This window comes from Streptomyces sp. NPDC050548, from assembly GCF_044457385.1.
Lineage (GTDB): Bacteria > Actinomycetota > Actinomycetes > Streptomycetales > Streptomycetaceae > Streptomyces.
In genome coordinates this window covers 254,699-273,602 of record NZ_JBITGV010000016.1, presented here as the reverse complement: position 1 = coordinate 273,602, position 18,904 = coordinate 254,699, and the positions used below count along the sequence as shown (strand labels likewise).

15 protein-coding genes are annotated in these 18,904 nt (G+C 69.3%); 10 read left to right on the top strand and 5 right to left on the bottom strand.

The genetic code is table 11. The features are described from left to right. Positions 1-39 precede the first annotated feature (39 nt). Positions 40-297, bottom strand: a complete 258-nt coding sequence (locus ACIBJH_RS36415; RefSeq protein ID WP_399121225.1) for a hypothetical protein — start codon at positions 295-297, stop codon at positions 40-42. A gap of 96 nt (positions 298-393) precedes the next feature. Between ACIBJH_RS36415 and ACIBJH_RS36410 the strand changes: the two genes are divergently transcribed. Further along, positions 394-597: a hypothetical protein gene (locus ACIBJH_RS36410; RefSeq protein ID WP_399121224.1), complete on the top strand. Its 204-nt coding sequence runs from the start codon at positions 394-396 to the stop codon at positions 595-597. Beyond that, positions 594-995, top strand: a complete 402-nt coding sequence (locus ACIBJH_RS36405; protein ID WP_399121223.1) for a hypothetical protein — start codon at positions 594-596, stop codon at positions 993-995. Before ACIBJH_RS36410 ends, ACIBJH_RS36405 begins: the two co-directional genes overlap by 4 nt. Positions 996-1,292: 297 nt before the next feature. Here ACIBJH_RS36405 and ACIBJH_RS36400 read toward each other — a convergent pair whose 3' ends face one another. Genes ACIBJH_RS36400 through ACIBJH_RS36390 form a run of 3 tightly spaced genes read right to left on the bottom strand, consistent with a single transcriptional unit; the run spans position 1,293 to position 2,777 of the window. Continuing rightward, positions 1,293-1,784 (bottom strand): DUF4188 domain-containing protein, encoded by a 492-nt coding sequence (locus tag ACIBJH_RS36400; RefSeq protein ID WP_399121222.1) that lies wholly within the window; start codon positions 1,782-1,784, stop codon positions 1,293-1,295. A gap of 34 nt (positions 1,785-1,818) precedes the next feature. Beyond that, positions 1,819-2,028 (bottom strand): 2TM domain-containing protein, encoded by a 210-nt coding sequence (locus ACIBJH_RS36395; RefSeq protein ID WP_399121221.1) that lies wholly within the window; start codon positions 2,026-2,028, stop codon positions 1,819-1,821. 26 nt (positions 2,029-2,054) lie between these two features. Further along, a complete protein-coding gene (locus ACIBJH_RS36390; RefSeq protein ID WP_399121220.1) occupies positions 2,055-2,777 on the bottom strand; it encodes an alpha/beta fold hydrolase in 723 nt (240 codons plus the stop codon). 174 nt (positions 2,778-2,951) lie between these two features. Between ACIBJH_RS36390 and ACIBJH_RS36385 the strand changes: the two genes are divergently transcribed. From ACIBJH_RS36385 to ACIBJH_RS36350, 8 genes are all read left to right on the top strand, one after another. Next, positions 2,952-5,519, top strand: a complete 2,568-nt coding sequence (locus ACIBJH_RS36385) for an FAD-dependent oxidoreductase (protein ID WP_399121219.1) — start codon at positions 2,952-2,954, stop codon at positions 5,517-5,519. A 488-nt stretch (positions 5,520-6,007) separates the two neighbouring features. Continuing rightward, positions 6,008-9,172, top strand: coding sequence for an ATP-binding protein (locus ACIBJH_RS36380; protein ID WP_399121218.1), 3,165 nt, complete (start codon positions 6,008-6,010; stop codon positions 9,170-9,172). Next, a complete protein-coding gene (locus tag ACIBJH_RS36375) occupies positions 9,169-10,365 on the top strand; it encodes a PLP-dependent aminotransferase family protein (protein ID WP_399121217.1) in 1,197 nt (398 codons plus the stop codon). The genes ACIBJH_RS36380 and ACIBJH_RS36375 overlap by 4 nt, the downstream gene beginning before the upstream one ends. A gap of 53 nt (positions 10,366-10,418) precedes the next feature. Continuing rightward, a complete protein-coding gene (locus ACIBJH_RS36370; RefSeq protein WP_399121216.1) occupies positions 10,419-11,774 on the top strand; it encodes an MFS transporter in 1,356 nt (451 codons plus the stop codon). Positions 11,775-12,027: 253 nt separating this feature from the next. Further along, positions 12,028-12,822 (top strand): alpha/beta fold hydrolase, encoded by a 795-nt coding sequence (locus tag ACIBJH_RS36365; protein WP_399121215.1) that lies wholly within the window; start codon positions 12,028-12,030, stop codon positions 12,820-12,822. 35 nt (positions 12,823-12,857) lie between these two features. Next, entirely contained in the window at positions 12,858-15,041 is a 2,184-nt protein-coding gene (locus tag ACIBJH_RS36360; protein WP_399121214.1) for an MMPL family transporter, read from the top strand. A gap of 27 nt (positions 15,042-15,068) precedes the next feature. Then, a complete protein-coding gene (locus ACIBJH_RS36355) occupies positions 15,069-16,310 on the top strand; it encodes an MFS transporter (protein ID WP_399121213.1) in 1,242 nt (413 codons plus the stop codon). A gap of 65 nt (positions 16,311-16,375) precedes the next feature. Further along, positions 16,376-17,998 (top strand): FAD-dependent oxidoreductase, encoded by a 1,623-nt coding sequence (locus ACIBJH_RS36350; RefSeq protein ID WP_399121212.1) that lies wholly within the window; start codon positions 16,376-16,378, stop codon positions 17,996-17,998. A 557-nt stretch (positions 17,999-18,555) separates the two neighbouring features. Here ACIBJH_RS36350 and ACIBJH_RS36345 read toward each other — a convergent pair. Beyond that, the gene (locus ACIBJH_RS36345; protein ID WP_399121211.1) at positions 18,556-18,894 is read right to left on the bottom strand and encodes an SET domain-containing protein-lysine N-methyltransferase; all 339 of its coding nucleotides are present in this window, start codon (positions 18,892-18,894) and stop codon (positions 18,556-18,558) included. Positions 18,895-18,904 lie beyond the last annotated feature (10 nt).

Genomic DNA, 18,904 nt, shown 5'->3' with positions numbered 1-18,904 from the left:
AAGTAGCTGACGCGGACCCGGCCGTGGCGGTCGGGGTGATCAGCAGCTGCAAGGCCGGGCAGAAGATTCCGTACCGCACCGCATGCCGGGCACTTCCGCGACGAAGTCGAGGCCGAAGAAGCCTTCGCCCGCGGCCAGTTCCTCGCCGAGCTGGGCGCCGACGACGACCGGCCGGCCCTGACCGGCCCCGCAGGCGCGGAAGCCGAAGCCCGGCTCGCGGAGCTCGCCCGCCACACCGTCTTCGACGGCCAGGTCGTCACCGACGAAGCCCGCCTGCGCCGCATCCTGGCCCGCCACGACACCCACCTCTACCCGGGCACCTTCATCACCTGTGTCTACAACCCCGACCGCGCCCTGTGCCGCACGTCCGAGGGCCCCGCCGATCAGCCCGTCATGGCCGACTGCAAACCGCTGGTCTGCCGCAACACCGCTCTCACGCCCGCCAACCGGCAGGCCCTCACCGGTCACTTCGCCCGCCTGGAGGACGCCCTCGCCGACAGCGACCGCCTCGCCCCCTACGTCCGTCACCGCCTTGAGGAGCAGCACCGCGCCACCGCAGTGTTCCTCACCCTCCACGCCCCGGAGATCGCCGAGTGAAACGCGCCCTGCCCGGCACCGACACCGTCAAAGCCGCCATCGACACCGTCCTTGCCGAGGCCGCAGCCCGCGGACGGCGCCCCACCGTGACCGCGATCGAGCGGCTCCTGGACATCCCGCACGCCACCTTCCACCGGCACTACGCCGACCTGATCGACGTGCACTTCCGGCCCCGCATCCCGGCGCCGGCCCAGCCTGCGACGCCGACGGAACCCTCCGGATCCGACGCACATACGGAAGCCAACCTGAGCCGGCTACGGAAGGAGAACACCGACCTGCGCCGCACCCTCGCCCTGTACGAGGAGGCCATCCGCCGGCTGGCCCTCGAAAACGACGCCCTGCGCGGCGGCGCCGCCGTCGTTCCCCTGCCCACCCGCACCATGCCCGCATCGTCCTGACCCGCGCCGTCCCAGAGGCGTCTGGCGTGCGGACCAGAGCGGGCGATGTAGCAAAGTGACGCTGGGCCCACGATCGCTTCAGTTCCTAGACTCCACCATGTTGTTGGCGTGGTGGAGTTGAACGTCAAAAATAGGCATCGGTCTGGACGGCTCATCCCGGCGCCGACCATTTTTTCACTCGCAGCCCCTCGGCAGGTTTGACCGACGTCCGGTACCCGGCTGCCCTGCGGCGACGCGACCAGTGGTGACCTGCGAGCCAGGACGGTTCAGCATAGGCGATCCTCGTAGAACGGACGCCTACCCCTTTGCCACTCTCAGCCTCTCGGCCGCCGTGTCGCCGCGCCGACCGACCGGCACGACACCTGTTGCGGCGCCGAGGCCGTATGCGGGCATGTCGTCGTACACCGTTTCGTAGGCGCCTGCCGGGACGATGAACGTCTCGTGCCAGATACCCACATGGCCGTTCCCGGCGCGTGCTCGTCGGTTGAACGCCGTCCATGCGGGCCGGTGTTCCTTGTCCTGCTGGTGGGCGTAGGCGAGGAGCCGTTCCTTGTCGGTCCAGTACTGGACGACGTAGAAGTCTCGTAGGCTGCCGTAGAGCACCTTGTAGCCGAGAAGTCCGCTGCCCTTCTCCTCCGACAGCTCGCGAAGCATGCGCGGCATCGACATGAACGCCGGCAGCCAACTGGAGAATGCTCGCAGCCGGTTGATCCGTAGCCCGATGTGGAAGACTACGATATCGCCTTCGGCGGCGGCGGTGTTACGACCCGGGACCACTTTCTCGGACATGAATCTCCGTCCTTCTCCCTCGCGTTGGCTCAGTTCATGTCCCGACCAGTGACCGGGACTTCGCACGGATCACCCAGAAGTGGATCACCAGCCCGACACCCCAGCCGAGAATCGACCACAAGGGCCAGAAGAATCGGTCAGGGGTGAGGATGCCCCACAGCACCACCTGGGCCAGATTGGCGACGACGTACCAGAAGAGATGGATCCGCAGACCCCACAGCATGGCCTTTTCGCTCTTGTGCATGTTCCCTCCCATGGATCATCGGACTGTTACTGCGTGAGCGTCTGGTCCTGCACGGCTGCCTCGATGAGGCCCACCGTCGCACCCGGCCGTGAGACGAACACCATGTGCGAAGCACCCTCGACCACCTGGGTCTTGGCGCCGGAGCGCTGGGCCATGAACTCCTGCGTCGCCGGTGGGATGATCCTGTCGGCGCCGCTGATCAGGTTGTAGTTCGGGATCGTGTGCCATGCCTGCGGGCCGGTGGCGGGCTCGCCGAGCGCGGCACCGGTGGCCGGGCGTTGCGTGATCGAGTAGAGGGCGGCTTCCTCTGCCGACACGTCGGCGGCGAAATGAGGATGAAAGACCTTCGGGTCGATGTACAGGTCGACCTGACCGTCGGGCAGCGGCACAGGCTTGAGGGACTCGCCCACGGTGCTGCCCGGGAACTTCTCGACCAGTGCTTGCGCGCTCTCGCCCGTCTCCGGCACGAACGCCGCCAGGTAGACCAGTGCCTTCACGTTCGCGTTTCCCTCGGCGGCAGTGGAGATGACCGCTCCGCCGTACGAGTGCCCGACCAGCACGATCGGTCCCGCGATGCTGTCCAGCAGTGCCTTGACGTGTACCGCGTCAAAGGCGAGCCCTCGAAGTGGATTCGGCGCGGCGATCACTGAATAGCCGTCGGCGACAAGCCGCTTGGCGACGGCGTTGAAGCCGCTGCTGTCGGCGAAGGCTCCGTGTACGAGCACGATCGTCGGTTTCCCGTTCACCATGGACCAGCCTCTCCTCGGGCGTGCGGATCGACGCAAAGCTATGGCGTCGGACTGGACGGGAAATGAATGAGGCCGGGACCTGGTTCCGGGTGGCCTTCACTGATCATTCAGTCGACGTCAAGCCGGTTCGACCAATCTGAGCGCCTCGGAGGACAGTTGACTTGGGGGGTGCCGATGGTGTCGGACGAGGAAGCCGATGTGGTGGTGATCGGGTCGGGTATGGGCGGCCTCGCGGCGGCGCGCGCGATCGCGCAGTTCGGCGGGAAGCGTGTTCTCGTTCTCGAACAGCACTACACGCTCGGTGGGATGACGCATGAGTTCTCCCGCGCCGGGCGATACCGGTTCGGTACCGGGCTGCATTACATGAGTGCGAGTGCCGGCCCGTTCCTCGGGTTCATGACGGACGGAAGAGCGCAGCTTTCGCCCTTGCCGGACGAGTACGACGCACTGCATTTCCCGGGATTCGATTTCGCCGTCCCCGCCACGAAGGAACGGTTCCGTGGGCGTCTGAAGGAACGGTTCCCCGCCGAGTCCGACGCGATCGACCGATTCTTCCGGACCACTCGCTGGGCCATGGCCGGGCTGACCGCGCGCAATATCTTCGCGTCGTTCCCCGCCGGCGTACGCAGAGCGGGTGTGTCCGTCATCGAGCGGCTCTTCCCGTCGGCGTACCGGTCGTTGCGGGACCAGGTCGCCCGCAGTTTCCGCGATCCGCAGTTGCAGGCCGTGCTGGCCGCGCGATGGGGGCTCTACGGCACTCCGCCGGCATCGAGCGCGTTCGGCTATCACGCGGCGGTCCCGCTGACCTTCTTCATGGAAGGCACCGCACATCCCGTAGGCGGCCCGCAGGAGCTCAACCGGGTCGTTCTGGAGATCCTCGCGCGGTACGGCGTGGTGCTGCGCTCCCGGCAGCGGGTCCATGAGGTCGTCGTCGAGGGGGGCAGGGTGGTCGGTGTCGATGTCGAGGACACCGCCAACGGCCGCCGCTACCGTGTGCGGACGGACACCGTCGTCTCGGCGGCCGGGGTGCGCAACACGTACGCCCTGATCGGGAAAACCCACGAACTGACGGAGCTGCCCGAGGAACGGTCGGCGGTGATGCTGTTTCTCGGACTGGACCGGTCGCCGGCCGAGTTCGGGCTGCGCGGCGAGAACCACTGGTTCATGCCGGATCTCGATGAGCACGACAGCATCCATCGCTCTCCGGGGGAAGGCACCCTGTACGTCTCGTTCGCCTCGCTCAACAACCCCGCCGCCCGGTTCCACACGGTGGAGCTGTTGGAACTCGTCGATCCGAAGGTGGTCGACCAGTGGCGTGGCACGCCCGAGAACGAACGGCCGGACAGCTACCGGAAGTTCAAGGATGAGCTGACCGGCAGGCTGATCGCCCGCTTGGAGGAACGGTGGCCCGGTTTCCGGGAGACGATCTCATTCGCCGAACTGGCGACGCCGCTGTCGTTCGAGACCTATCAGCACAGCGTGCTGGGCTCCTTCTACGGCCTCGCGGCGACTCCCCAGCGGTTGCGCTCGGCACGGGCGGGATGCCGTACTCCGGTCAAGGGTCTGTTCGTGGCTGGGCAGGACGCCTGGGGTTCCGGTGTGGTGGGGGCGCTGGCGGGCGGGCTGATGGCGGCGAACGCCGTCCTGAAACCGCCGCAGCTCGGGACGATGTGGCAGGCCATCCGCGCCGGCGGGATGACCCGGGATCCGGCCAAGCCTTGGGAGGGCTATCTGCGTGTGGCCGGCATCGAGGTACTGACCCCGACGGTCCGGCGGATCCGCTTCGAACCCTTGGCCGGCGACGCGATGCCGTTCTCGTTCGCCGCCGGGCAGTACGTGAAGGTCGACCTGCCCGTTGCCGTCGAGCCGATCGAACGGTCGTACTCGATATGCAGCAGTCCCGGGGAGAACGGCTTCGTCGAGATCGCGGTGAAGCACGAGCCGGACGGGCTGGGCTCGGGATTCCTGCATGAGGAACTGGAGGTCGGGCCGGCATTGCGGGTGAGCGGCCCGCACGGCGAGTTCACCTGGGAGCCAGGCACCGAGGCGGACACACTCCTGCTCATCGCCGGGGGCGTCGGTATCACCCCGCTGATGAGCGTCCTGCACGCGGCCGCCGACGCCAGTCACACGGGGCGGATCGTCCTGCTGGCGAGCCACCGGACCGAGGACGAGGTGCTGTTCGGGCCGGAGATCGAAGCGCTGCGGTTCCGGCTGCCGGGGCTGGAGGTGTCGGTCTTCGCGACCGACCGAGCACGGCGGATCGGTCTCGACGAGTTACTGCCCCACGCAGGCCCGACGACCCGCGTGCACCTGTGCGGGCCGGCGCCTATGATGCAGGACCTGATCGGCTGCCTGACCGAACTGGGGGTGCCGCGAGAGGCCATCCACACCGAGGCGTTCGTGTCCGGCCGAAGCAAGGAGACCCGCCGGGAGAAGGCGCATGCCATTGCCGTCGCCGCCGCGGCGGCCGGTGTCACCGAGTTCATGATCGGCACGGTGGGCGGCGCCCCGGCGTTCCCGTGCAGCCCTGGGCAGTCGGTCCTCGACGCCGCCAACGCCGTCGGCGTCGCGTTGCCCCAGTCGTGCGGCGAAGGTGCTTGCGGTACCTGTCGGGTGCGGGTGCTCTCCGGCGCCTACGAGACCGATGACCGAGGGATGTTCTCCGCCGACGAGTTGGCGGCGGGTTGGCGGCTGGCCTGCCAGACACTGCCCACCGAGGACCTGGTGATCGGTCAGTAGGACGGTCCGGCCGCGGTCACCGTCCGAGCCGTCCCGTCGACAGCACGACGGACCACGGCTTCTGACCCGCCACGCCCGGGCCCGGCCACCTGGTACGGCCGCCTCATCGTCGTCGCCGGAACGGCGTGCAGTCGCGCGCAGACATGTCCGCGAGCCCAGTGCGGCGCGCGAACTTCGACGAGGCAGCGAAGACCCTGGCGGAAGACTGCGCGAATGCCGGCACGCAATCGGCGTAGTGGTGCCCGGGGCAGCCTCTGCGCTGTGTGGTTCTGGGACGCAACTCCCCTGGAACTGCGCTGCTCGGTGATCGGCACGTGGACGGCCGCGGGCCGCCGATGCATCGCTACCGACCGATCGGGCACCTGGTTCCGCCGCGACGGCACCGCCCAGCGGTCGCCTCGGCGCATGGACCCAGGCTGCGGACCAACCGTAAAGTGGCTACACCGCAGCCGATCGTGGTCGGCCTGTGAGTGGGGGTAGGGGTGGGCATGGCTTCCTCCGGCGGACACCTGCGTCTGCAGATTCTCGGTCCGTTGCGGATCTGGCGGGACGGCGTCGAACTGGACGCCGGGCCGCGGCAGCAGTCGTACCTGCTCGCGGCGCTGCTCGCCCGTGCGGGCGAGCCGATCAGTACGAGCGAGTTGGTCGACCTGATCTGGGCCGAGGACGTCCCGGCGTCGGCTGTGAACATTCTCCAGAAGTACGTCGGCGCACTGCGACGGCTGTTCGAGCCTCTGCTGCCCGTCCGCGAAGCCGGCTCGTTCCTCCACCGTCGCGGCAATTCCTACCTTTTCACCGTCGGCTCCGCCATGCTGGACCTCGTCGTCTTCCGAGAACGCGTCGACGCCGCCAGGGCCGCGCTGACCCATCGTGATCACGAGGTGGCCCTCGACCACTACGTCGAAGCGCTCGGGCTCTGGCACGGCTCGGCGGGTGACGGCATCGCCGACGGGACAAGCGCCACGACGGTCTTCGCCGCACTCGACAACGAGTTCTACGACGCGTGCACGGCGGCGGCGGAGCTCGCCGTGTCGACGGGCCAACCGGAGCGGGTGCTCGCGGTTCTGCAACTGGCCGCGTCGATGGACCCGTTCAACGAGCCCGTGCTGGCCGCTCTCGTAGGCGTTCTCGGCGCTGCCGGCCGCCAGGCGGAGGCGCTGTCGGTGTTCCGTCAGGTCCGCGACCGGCTCGCCGAGGAGCTCGGCATCGACCCGGGGCCGGCTCTGGAGGACGCGCAACGGCGGATTCTCACCCAGCCCCAGGCGTTGCCTCTCGTGCAGGAGGAGGACGAGAAGGCCGGGCGGACCACCGGGGCAGCCCTGATCGGCCGGACCGAGGAGCTCGCCACGCTGCGGCGCATCGTGGAGCGCGCACTCGCCGGCGACACCGCGATCGGCGTCGTCGAAGGCGAACCGGGCGCAGGCAAGACCCGGCTGCTGGAGGAGGCCGCCGCCGTGGCGGGCCGGCTGGGCGCACTCACCGTCTGGGGCTCCTGCCTGGAGGGCGACGGGACACCGGCGATGTGGCCATGGGAGCAGGCACTGAGCCAGGTCGTCCGCAGTCTGCCCGCTCCGGCGAGCGAACAGTGGCTCACCGGCGGGCTGGGAAGCCTCCTCGCAGCACGGGACGACGCGACCCGGGAACTTCCCGACGGCAACGCCCAGTTCCGGCTGTTCGAACAGGTCGTCGCCCTCGTCGGACAAGCCTCGGCGCGGCGGCCGACACTCCTGATACTCGATGACCTCCAATGGGCCGACGCCACCTCCCTGCAGTTGTTGCAACACCTGGCAGGTCGGCTGCCCCCTGGCACCGCGATCATCGGCGCGCTACGTGACCGCGCGCCCACACTCAGCCCGGACCTCTCCCGGGTGCTGGCCGCCGCCAGCCGGCGGCCCGGTCACCGCAGGTTCCGGCTCGGCCCGCTCGGTCCGGCCGACGTGGCCGAACTCATCCGCCAGGAGGGCGGCCAGGATCCCGGCGACGCCGCCGCCCGCGCCATCCACGCCCGTACGTCCGGCAATCCGTTCTTCGTCCGCGAACTGTCCCGGCTCCTCAGCGGGGCCGGCGCGATCGGCGACGGCGACACGTCCGTATCGGCCGGGGTCCCCTCCACCGTCCATGACGTCGTCCGCGACCGGATGGCCGGGCTCGACGACCGCGCCCGCGACCTGCTCCGGGTGGCCGCGCTCATCGGCCGCGACGTCGACCTCAGGCTGCTGTCCCGCGCCACCGGTGTGGACGTCGCTGACTGCCTCCATCGCTTGGAACCGCTGCATACGCTCGGGCTGCTCGAACCCGGGCCGCAGGACCCGTCCTCGCTCCGCTTCGCGCACGACCTGGTGCGCGAGTCGGTCTCCGAGACCGCGACAAAACAGCAGGTCACCCACCTGCATCTGCGCGTCGCGGACGCGCTCGAACAGATCCATGCCGACGACGAGGACGTCGCCGAACGCCTCGCATACCACCTGTGGGCCGCCGGCCCCCTCGCCGAGCCCGTGCGCGCCGCGGAGGCACTGATCCGCGCCGGGCGCCGCGCGGCAGCCAAACTCGCCTTCGAGTCCGCCAATCGACAGCTGCGCTCCGCCGTACAGGTCACCCGGGCCTCCGGACTCATGGAGCTGGAGTTCTCCGCCCTCACGCTGCTCGCCATCGTCGTCAGACGGCAGTCGGGGTACGACGCCTCGACGTTCGATCTGCTGGAGCGGGCCGAATACCTGGCCCGCACCCTCGGCCGGGAGGCGGAGGCCGCCGACTTCCTCTTCATCCGTCTGATGGGTGCCTACACCTCCATCGAGAAGGGCCGCGGACAGTTGGCCCGCCGCATGCACGAGCTCGGTCAGGTGTCCTCCGATCCGGCCGTCCGACGCTACGGCCGGCAGGCTTGGGGTCTGCATCAGTGGGACATCGGCAACATCGGCGAGGCGTACCGGTCCTTCAGCAAGGAGGATGCCGCCGCCGGCGGCGACACCCTCGCCCCGGACGAAGAGACACCGCTGCGGCGGGACGGCAGCATTCCCGGGGAAGGGCCCGGCTGGCGGGCGGTCATGACCGCGCTGCACGGCGATGTCGACACCGCACTGGCTTTCGTCGACACCTGGGACACCCCGGGGGACCTGTACGCGGCCTCGGTCTGGGTCTACTACACGACCATGATCGCTTCCATGGCCGGGGACGCGGACACGGCACGGCGAGCCGGCGAGCGGTGGGCCGTCGCCGGCCTCGCCCGTCTCGGCACTCAGATCGACCACTACATCCGGCAGTTCTGGTGCTGGGCACGCGCCCTCACCGGCGATGATCCGGCCGGCGCCGCGGCCGAGGCCGAGGAACTCCTCGCCCACCTGCTCGATCCGCCGCAATGGGGCATCGCCTACCACTACGGACTGATCGCCGAGATGTGGCTGGCAGCCGGATCGCCCGACCGGGCCGACGCCGCTCTCGACCGGGCCGACCAGGCGATGTGGGACTACGGCCAGCGTTACGCAGAAGGGTTGCTCCTGCTGCTGAAGGCGCGCCTGTTGCAGGCCCGCGGTGCACCCCTCACTGCTGTCCGGGCCGCCGCCGAACGCGCCTATACGCAATCCACCGCATACGAGGCGCACCTGTTCGCGCGCCGCGCCGAACAACTCCTCTCCGGACCTGGAGGCACTACATGACCGCTGGCCCTGAGGAACAGAGCGGGCTGACCGCCCTGGCCCGCGGGCTCTCGGCACCGAAGGGCTTCGTCGACGCCAGCCTGGCCACCCCTGCCCCTGGAACGATTCGCCTGCTGGGCGGCATCCCCGCGCCTGAGGCTTTGCCGGTCGAGGCGATCGGCAAAGCATCGGCGCAGCTGTGGCAGACCCCCGACGCTTCGATCGCGAGCCTGCAGTATGCGCCGGCGCGCGGATCCGCCGCGCTGTGCGACTGGATCGCGAAACGGGAGGGCGTCGACCCGAGCCGGATCGTGGTGACGAACGGTGGCATGCACGGCCTCGCACTGGCGGTACTGACCGTCGTCGAGCGCGGTGCCACCGTCGCGGTGGACGACCCGGTGTTCCCGGGCTTCCTGTGGGCCCTGGAGGTGGCGACGACACGGATCCTGCCGGTGCCGGTCGTGGCCGACGGCTTCGATGTCGAACGCCTCGCCCGGCGGCTCGCCACCGGCGCCCGGATCGCCGCCGCCTACACCGTGCCCGACTTCCACAACCCCGCCCAGGTCAGTCTCTCGGCGCCGAAGCGACAGGCACTCATCGAGCTCGCCGAGCGGTACGGCTTCTACGTGATCGTCGACAATCCGTACCGCGAACTGCGCTTCGGCGGCCAGGACCAGGGTGTCGGGGTCTTCAACCAGTCGGATCGGGCGATCCACGTCAACACCTTCACCAAGACCCTCGGCCCCGGCTGGCGCGTGGGCTGGCTGGTGCTGCCGGACCACCTCGTGGACCCGGTGATCCGGCTGCGCAACCGCCTCGACGTGCACACATCCTCGGTGACCCAGTCGATCATCGAACGGCTGCTCACCGACGACGCCGAATGGTTCGACCGGATCGTGCGCAGCGCCACCGCGCTGTACCAGGAACGCGCCGGCGTGCTGATCGACGCCCTGGAGGAACAACTCCCGGGTGCCCTCCACGTCGAGGCTCCCGAAGGCGGGCTGTTCCTCTGGCCGCGGCTCACCGACGACGCCGTGGACCCCGCGGCGCTGTTCCGGCGGGCGGCCGCCCACGGCGTGATCTACCAGCAGGGCGAGTTCTTCGCGGCGGACCCCCGGCAGCGGTCTTCGGCCCGGCACCTGCGGTTCGCCTACAGCGACCGCACTCCGGAAGAACTACGGGAGGCCGTACGCCGGCTGGCCCTGGCCTTTTGAGGACGCACGCGAGCAACGGCAGTCCCTGATGGTGGATTTCCGGAAGGCGGCTCATGACCAACGTTCGGCTCCCCCTGCGCGCACTCGCCCCGTTCGCCGCCGGTTCGGTCGGCATGGGCATCTGGGTCACCGTGCCGGGCATCTTCCTGCTGTACTTTCTGACCGACGTCCTGGCCGTGCCACCGCAGACGGCCGGCCTCGCGCTGCTGCTGCCGAATGTCGCCGACATCGTGCTGCACCCGTGGGTAGGCCGGATCTCGGATGCCAACAGGGCCGCCACTGGCCACCGACGGCGACTGATGGTGTCCGGCTGCGTCGTCATGCTCGCCTTCGTGGCCATGTTCGCCGTGCCGTCGGACCTGCACGGGACAACCGCCGCGATATGGGTCGCGGCGGCACTGGTCGCCGGCAACGTGCTCTACTCGCTCTACCAGGTTTCCTACCTCGCCACACCGGCCGACCTGGGCATCGGCTACCACGAGCGGACCCGCCTCATGGGCTACCGCAATGTCGTGATCACCGTGAGCGTCCTGCTCGCCGGCGTAGCCGCGCCGCTGGTCGCCGGCCACGATCCGGGCGTCGGCGACTACACGAGGATGGCCCTGCTGCTCGGCGCGGTCATGCTCGCGGCGATGCTGGTCGGCATCACCGGCGTCGCCCGCCTCAACCGGGCCGCGCCGGGCACCCCGGCCGAGTCGGGGCACCGGGGCGGGCTGCTGGTGGCGCTGCGCGACCGGCAGTTCCGTGCGCTGACCGCGTCGTATCTGACCGTCGCGATCACGATGAACCTGGTGCTGGCCGCCATGCCGTACTTCGCCGAGTACGCGTTGGGCCGCGCCTCGCTCACGACGGTGCTCATCGCGGCGTTCATGGCGCCGGCGGTCCTGACCACGCCCCTGTGGGTACTGGTGGCCCGGCGTCTCGGCAAGCAGCGCAGCCTGCTCGTCGCCCAGGCCGCGTTCGTGGCCGGCTCGTTGGTGCTGGCCCTGGGCGCTGCGGCGGGCCTGCCTCTGCTGATCGCAGCGGTGTCCGTGCTGGGTGTCGCGTTCGCCGCGATGCAACTGATGCCGCTGTCGATGGTGCCCGACGTCATCGCCGCCGCTGGGCCGAACGGTGCCGCCAGTGCGGGCAGTTACACCGGCGTGTGGACCGCCGCGGAGGCCACCGGCGGCGCAGTGGGGCCGTACCTGTACTCCGCCTGCCTGGCTGCGGGCGGGTTCGTGGCCAGTACTGCGGGCGAGCACACCACGCAGTCTCCCGGCGCGTTGGCGGCCGTTCGCTACGGCTTCACTCTGGTGCCGGCCGTGCTCATGACGATCGCCATAGCGCTGCAACGCCGGTACACCTTGGACGAGCAGGCCCACACTGCGGCGCCGAGTGCCGTCGCCCAGGAAAAAACAGCGGGGTGACGCCGCCCGCCCTGTACCGGCCGCCAGCGGGACGACAGCCCCGCAGCACCCACTCACAGAGGTTGTTGGCCCGGCCAGGGCAACTCGGTTTTCCCGGCGGGTATTTCACCGACGTGTATTCAGGCTTTGCACGAAGTCGCGCTTGACAACAACGGAATTGGCGCCCGGATATCTGTTCAGTGTTCGTCAAGTAGCCGGCTTTACGCTGACCGCGATCACCACTGAAACAGCGGATATCGAAGGGCGTATATCGATGACGACAACTCGCCGAGGGCTGCTGGCCGGATCCGCCGCGGTCGTACTGGGCGCCGCACTCGACGCGCCGGCCGCGCAGGCACACACCGGAAGCGGCGGCCAGAAGCCCACCGTGGTACTCGTGCACGGCGCGTTCGCTGACGCCTCCGGCTGGAACGGGGTCGCCTCCCGGCTCATCCGCGACGGCTATCCGGTCATCGCACCGCCCAACCCACTGCGCAGCGTGGCCTCCGACTCCGCCTACCTGGCCGCCATCCTCGCGACCCTCGACGGCCCGCTCGTCCTCGTCGCGCACTCCTACGGCGGGATCGTCGTCACCAACGCCGCGACCGGCAATCCGAACGTGAAGGCGCTGGTCTACGTGGCCGCGTTCGTGCCCGATCAGGGTGAGACGCTGCTGGGCCTGCAGACGAAGTACCCGGGAAGCAGGCTCAGCGAGGCGGCGCTGGACTTCCGTCCCTACGGTGAGGGCCTTGTCGACGGCTACATCAAGAAGGAGCTCTTCCACGACGTGTTCGCCGGGGACCTGCCGAAGGCGACCACCAAGCTGATGTGGGCCGGCCAGCGGCCGGCGGACGTGCGCACCCTCGGGGAACCGTCCGGCGCCCCGGCCTGGAAGACCATTCCGTCCTGGTACCTCGTGGGCCGCGACGACCAGGTGCTGCCCCCGGCGGCGCAACGGTTCATGGCGCGCCGGGCCGGCACGCACACCGTCGAGGCCGACACCTCGCATGTCGCGATGATCGCGCAGCCCGCGGCGACGGCAGCCCTCGTCAAGCGCGCCGCGCGTTGACACCACCAAGCCGACGAAGCCAGGAGGGGGCGGCGATGTTTGAGAGGCTGGGGCGGACGATGGTCCGCCGACGGTGGTGGGTGATCGGCCTGGCCGCGGCCTTCCTGGCGCTCGGCGGCATCTGGGGCGCGCGGGTCTTCGGCTCGCTGACCACCGGAGGGTTCGACGACCCGGCCGGCCAGAGCTCGCGCGCGGCTGCACGTGCCGAGGCGACGCTGGGCCGGACCGGCAACGACGTGGTGGTCCTGTACACCAGCTCCAGCGCGACAGTTGACGACCCGGCGTTCCGGCAAGCCGCCACGCAGACGCTCCAAGCGCTCCCGCATGACGTGGTGACCCGGACCGTCACTTATTGGAGCACCGGCAGCCCGGCCCTGGTCAGCCACGATCGGCACGCCACCTATGCGGTGCTGACCCTGGCCGGCGACGACGAGGCGCAGCGCGGCGAAGCGCTGGACGGGATCGAGAACGAACTGGCCGCGCCCGGCCTGCGGACCCAGGTCGGCGGCGCCACCACGGTCGACCGCGACATCCGCGAGCGGGTCGCGGCGGACATCGCTTTCGCCGAGACGATCTCCGTACCGGTGCTGCTCGTGCTCATGGTCGTCGTCTTCGGCAGTGTGGCCGCGGCGAGCCTGCCGCTCGCGATCGGCGCTCTGGCCATCCTGGGAGCGTTCACCGCGCTGCGCGGGATGACCTACCTGACCGACGTCTCGGTCTTCTCGGTCAACGTGGTGACGATTCTCGGACTGGGCCTGGCGATCGACTACGGCCTGTTCATGGTCGGGCGGTTCCGGGAGGAGATCGCCCGCGGGCTCGGTGTCGAGGACGCCGTCGCCCGCACGATGGCCACCGCCGGTCGTACGGTCGCGGTCTCCGGCGTCACCGTCGCCGTCTCGTTGGCCGGACTGCTGATCTTCCCGATGTCCTTCCTCCGCTCGATGGGCCTCGGCGGTCTGTCGGCGGTCGTGGTGGCGATGGTGGCGGCACTGACCGTGCTGCCGGCCCTGCTCGCCGTCCTCGGCCCCCGGGTCGAGGCACTTTCGGTACGGCGGCTGATCCGCCGCCCGCCGTCGGCCCTCCCGCAGCACGAGGTCGCGCACGGGTTCTGGTATCGCCTCGCGCACAGCATCATGCGCCGCCCGGTCGTCTATGCGACCGGCGTGCTCACGGTCCTGCTGCTGGCCGCCGCGCCGTTCCTGCGCGTCGAGTTCGGCGGCATCGACCCGAGGGTGCTGCCGACGGGTACCGAGAGCCGTGTGGTCACGGAAACCCTCGACCGGGACTTCGTACGGAACGGCCAGGTGCCCATCGAGGCGATCGTGACCTCGTCGGACCGGGCCGGTCTGGAGCGCTACGTCGACGCCGTCCGAACCGTCGACGGGGTGTCCGGAGCCAAGGTCACGGGTGGGTCCGGCGACGTCGCCAGGGTCACGATCACATACCGCGGCGATCCCATATCGCCCGAGTCGCGGGATCTCGTGAGCCGCATCCGGGCCGTACCGGCACCACCGGGTGGTGCGGCGCTGGTGGGTGGCCAGACCGCGCAGCTGACCGACCAACTCGACGCCGTGGGCCGTCTGCTGCCCTGGATGGCGCTGATCATCGGCGGCGCCGGCTTCGTCCTGCTGTTCCTCGCCTTCGGCTCCGTCGTGCTGCCGATCAAGGCGATCGTGATGAACATCCTGTCGCTCGGCGCCTCGTTCGGCGCACTGGTCCTGATCTTCCAGGACGGCCATCTCTCCGGCCTGTTGGACTTCACCTCCACCGGGACGCTGGAGGCGACCCAACCGATCCTGATACTCGCGGTCGTGTTCGGGCTGTCGATGGACTACGAGGTCTTCCTGATGTCCCGGATCCGCGAGGAGTACGACCGGACCGGCGACAACACCGCGGCGGTCGCCGTCGGGCTGCAGCGCAGCGGCCGGATCATCACCAGCGCCGCGCTGCTCATCCTGGTCGTGATCGGGCTGTTCTCCATCTCCGGAATCACGTTCATCAAGCTGATCGGGGTGGCGATGCTCATCGCCGTCCTGGTGGACGCGACGATCGTCCGCGCGCTCTTGGTACCGGCCACAATGCGCCTGCTCGGAAACGCGAACTGGTGGGCGCCGGAGCCCCTGCGGCGCTTCTATGCCCGCCACGGCCTCCGGGAAGGCGACGACCCGCCCCCCACATCTGATCTTCGCTCCGCACCGGCCCGTACGCCGTCCAACTGACCCTCCTGCCGAGGACGAGACGAGACAATGCATCAGCGCGCATACGACAGCCAGTGCACCGCCGAGGAGAAGCGGCACACCTCCGCGAAGTCGCCCATCAGGAATCCGAGGCTGACGTTGTTCGCACTGGCGTTGGGGACCTTCGCGATGGGGGCCGGCGAGTTCGGCAGCAACGGCATCATCCAGCTGTTCGCGTCCGATCTGGGTGTGTCCGTTCCGGTCGCGACCTACGCGATCACCGCGTATGCCTTCGGGGTCATGGTCGGCTCTCCGGCGATCACCCTGCTCGCCGCCCGGGTCAACCGGCGCACTCTGCTGCTCGGCCTGATCGGACTGTTCCTGGTCGGCAACGGACTCTCCGCCCTGGCGCCGGACATCGCGTCGTTCGTCGTCTTCCGGTTCGTCGCGGGCAGCGTGCAAGGTGCGTTCTTCGGCGCCGGTGCCGTCGTCGCCGCGTACGTGTACGGGCCGGGCAAGGGCGGCAAGGCGTTCGCCACCGTGATGGGAGGACTCACCCTCGCCACCATCGCCGGGTCGCCGCTCGGCACCTTCATCGGCCAGCACGCCGGCTGGCGCGCCCTGTACGGGACCGTGGTCGCCGTCGGCCTACTCGCCGGAGCCGCCCTGATGGCCTGGCTGCCCCGCACCGACGACCTGCGCGGCAGCTCCCTCACGGGCGAACTGGGCGCCCTCCGGCGGCGAGGCGTCTGGCTGATGGTCACCGTCGCCGCGCTCGGCATCTCCAGCATCTTCGCCGTCTACACGTTCATCGGCCCGTTCGTCACCGACGCGGCGCGGCGGGACGCCTCGCTCATCCCGATCGCGCTCGCCGTCTTCGGCCTCGGCATGGCGGTCGGCAACCACGTCGGCGGACGGGTCGCCGACCGGTACGAGAACCGGGGTCTGATCTGGGGCTACAGCGGTGCGCTGGCGTTCCTGGTGCTGATCGGCGTGGCAGGCGCCGACCTGGTGGTTCTGCTGCCCTGCCTGTTCGGCGTCGGCGCGACCATGATGTTCGCCATCCCCACCATCCAGGTCCGGCTGACCGATCTCGCACCGGACGCCCCGACCTTGATGGGAACGCTCAATCTGGCCGCCCTCAACCTGGCCAACTGTCTCGGCGCGATCGGCGGCGCGATCGCCCTCGACGCCGGCTGGGGGACACTATCCACCGTCTGGGCCGGCTTCGTCCTCACCACCGTAGGTCTGCTCCTGTACGTCATGACCGTCGCCCGGGTGAAGCCGACGCCCGTTCCCGTTCGTGTCTGAACAGCTCGCTGGAACCACTGCTTTGGCAAGAGACCCGTTCTGGTCCGATGCGACGGAGGAACCACGTGAACGACGCTGTGGCGGAGCGCGGGCCGGTCCTGGACGACGAGCAGTTCCGCCGCCTCGCCGAGTACGGCGAGGCGGAGCACACCGAGCCCGGCCGGGAGCTCCACACGTCCGGCGACGACACCTACGACTTCTTCCTGCTCCGGTCGGCGAGCGTGGACATCGTCCGGGAAGCGACGGCGATCGAGCCGGAGCGTCTGATCTACCGGAGCGGCCCCGGAGACTTTCTTGGGGAGCTCAACCTGCTGACCGGACAGCACGTCTACCTGACCGCCCGGGTGGCGTCCGCCGGGACAATCATCCGAATCCGGCCGACGATGTTGCGCCAGGCCCTCGCCGAACAGGTCGACATCGCCGACACGCTGATCGAGGCGTTCCGGGAGCGGCGAGAAGTGATCAGTGAGACGGCCGGCAATGCCCTGGAGCTTGTCGGCCGGTCGGATGCGGCGGAGACGCTGGAACTGCGCACCTATGTCGCGCAGATGCTTCTGCCGAATTACTGGCTCGACGCGGCCTCGGACCCCGGACGCTCACTGATGAGACGAGCGGGGCTCGGCGAGGACGACCTCCCGGCCGCGATGGTCAAAGGTTCGCTGCTGAGGCGCGCGACGCCCAGAACTCTGGCCGAGGTGCTCGGTCTCACCTATCGAGCCGACGGGCGTCCGGTCGATCTCGTCGTGGTGGGCGCCGGCCCGGCGGGTCTGGCCGCCGCCGTGTACGGGGCGAGCGAGGGCTTGGTCACCGTACTGCTGGATCGCGCCGGGCTCGGTGGCCAAGCCGCCAAGAGCGCCCGCATCGAGAACTACCTGGGCTTCCCCCACGGAGTCAGCGGCCAGAACCTGACCCGTCTGGCGATGGTCCAGGCACTCAAGTTCGGCGTAAGGATCCACTCGCCCTGCGCGGTGGTCGGCTTGGACCTCTCCGAGGAGCGACGGCCTGCCGTCCTGCTGGAGGACGGCGCAAGAATTCAATGCCGCGCGGTGATCGCCGCGACCGGGGTGCACTACCGGCACCTCGACCTGGCGCAATGGACGACTTTCGAAAAGTCCGGCTGTGTCCGGTACGCCGCGACCGAGTTGGACGTCCGGGGCTATGAGAGTCAGCCGGTGACGGTCGTCGGGGGCGCCAACTCTGCCGGGCAGGCGGCCTTGTCCCTCGCCGCCCGTGGCGCGACAGTGGACCTGATCATCCGCGGCGCCGACCTCGGAGCCCGGATGTCGTCCTACCTGAGCGACCGGATCCGGGCACATTCGCGGATCCGGGTCCACACCAGCAGCAGGATCCGCGAACTGGTCGGCGGTGACACCCTCGCGTCGATCATTGCCGAGAGGTCCGATGGGCGTCAGGACCGGCTGGCTTGCCGCGCCCTGTTCTGCTTCATCGGCGCCGACCCGGTGTCGGGCTGGCTGACCGATGTGGCCAAGGACGACGACGGCTTCATCCTCACGGGCAGCCGGCTGCCCGCAAAACCGTTCGGTACAACCCTGCCATTCCAGACAAGCGCACCCCGGATCTTCGCTGTCGGCGACCTCCGCTCAGGCTCGACGAAAAGAGTGGCCACCGCCGTCGGTGACGGCGCTGGCGCAGTCTCCTCCGTCCACACGGCTCTCGCCAACGATTGACGCGTGTACCAGATCGGCTTCTGCTCGCTGCACAATCGCCTGGACACCATCACCCTGACGGTCGGTTCGTCTTCCCCGTCTTCGCCGTGCCAGCCGAGTTTGTCGTGGTCGGCAGTCGGCTCCCGCAGCGGGCGGTGTCTGGCTTCCTGCGGGCGGCATGACCCCGGACCTACGGCCCAATGTGGCTAATGACTGCTCCGATGGACAATGGACAGCACCTAACCCAGTCCATAACTCCGGCTCCGCCGTCTGGGCTTGTCTGCCCAGCGAGGACGCACAGCGGCGATCCGCCACCTCGTCGCGAAGGTCCCCGCACCCCTGATCGCCTGCATGCTCGGCTACCACGACGAGACGACCGCCCAACTTGCAGCCGGGGCCGGAGGCACCTGGTGCCACTACGCTCCCGGCGTCCACACCCGCTGCTCCAAAAGGAGCCTTTCCGATCTCACAGCGAGGTTGTGGTGATGGACGAGGACGGCCTTCCGAGCTGGGGAGTCCCTTGTCCAGGGGGCAGTCGCGGCTCTCTCGGTCATGTACCGGGATCTGCGCGGCGTCCTTCACTCGATCAGCGCGACCTGTCCGGGCTGCTCGGTAGAGGGCTGGTTGTCGATGTCGGTGAGATAGGGGGCGACGAGGCCGTGGTAGTCGGCTTTGCGCTCGGCGGGTAGATCCTTCCAGCCGGTAATGCGGTCACGACAGCGCGGTGAGTCGCACCGGCAGGGGGCGGCGAAGTGATCGACGGAGCAGTTCCGCATGGCGTAGTCGAACGTGATCTCCTGGCCTGCGGGGATGGGCTGGCGGGCGATGAGGTCGTGGGCGCCGCCGGCGTTGAGGCGGACTCCGCAGTCCGGCTCGCAGGAGTGGTTCATCTTGGGGATGAGCCCGCCGTTCAGCACGAACCCTTTC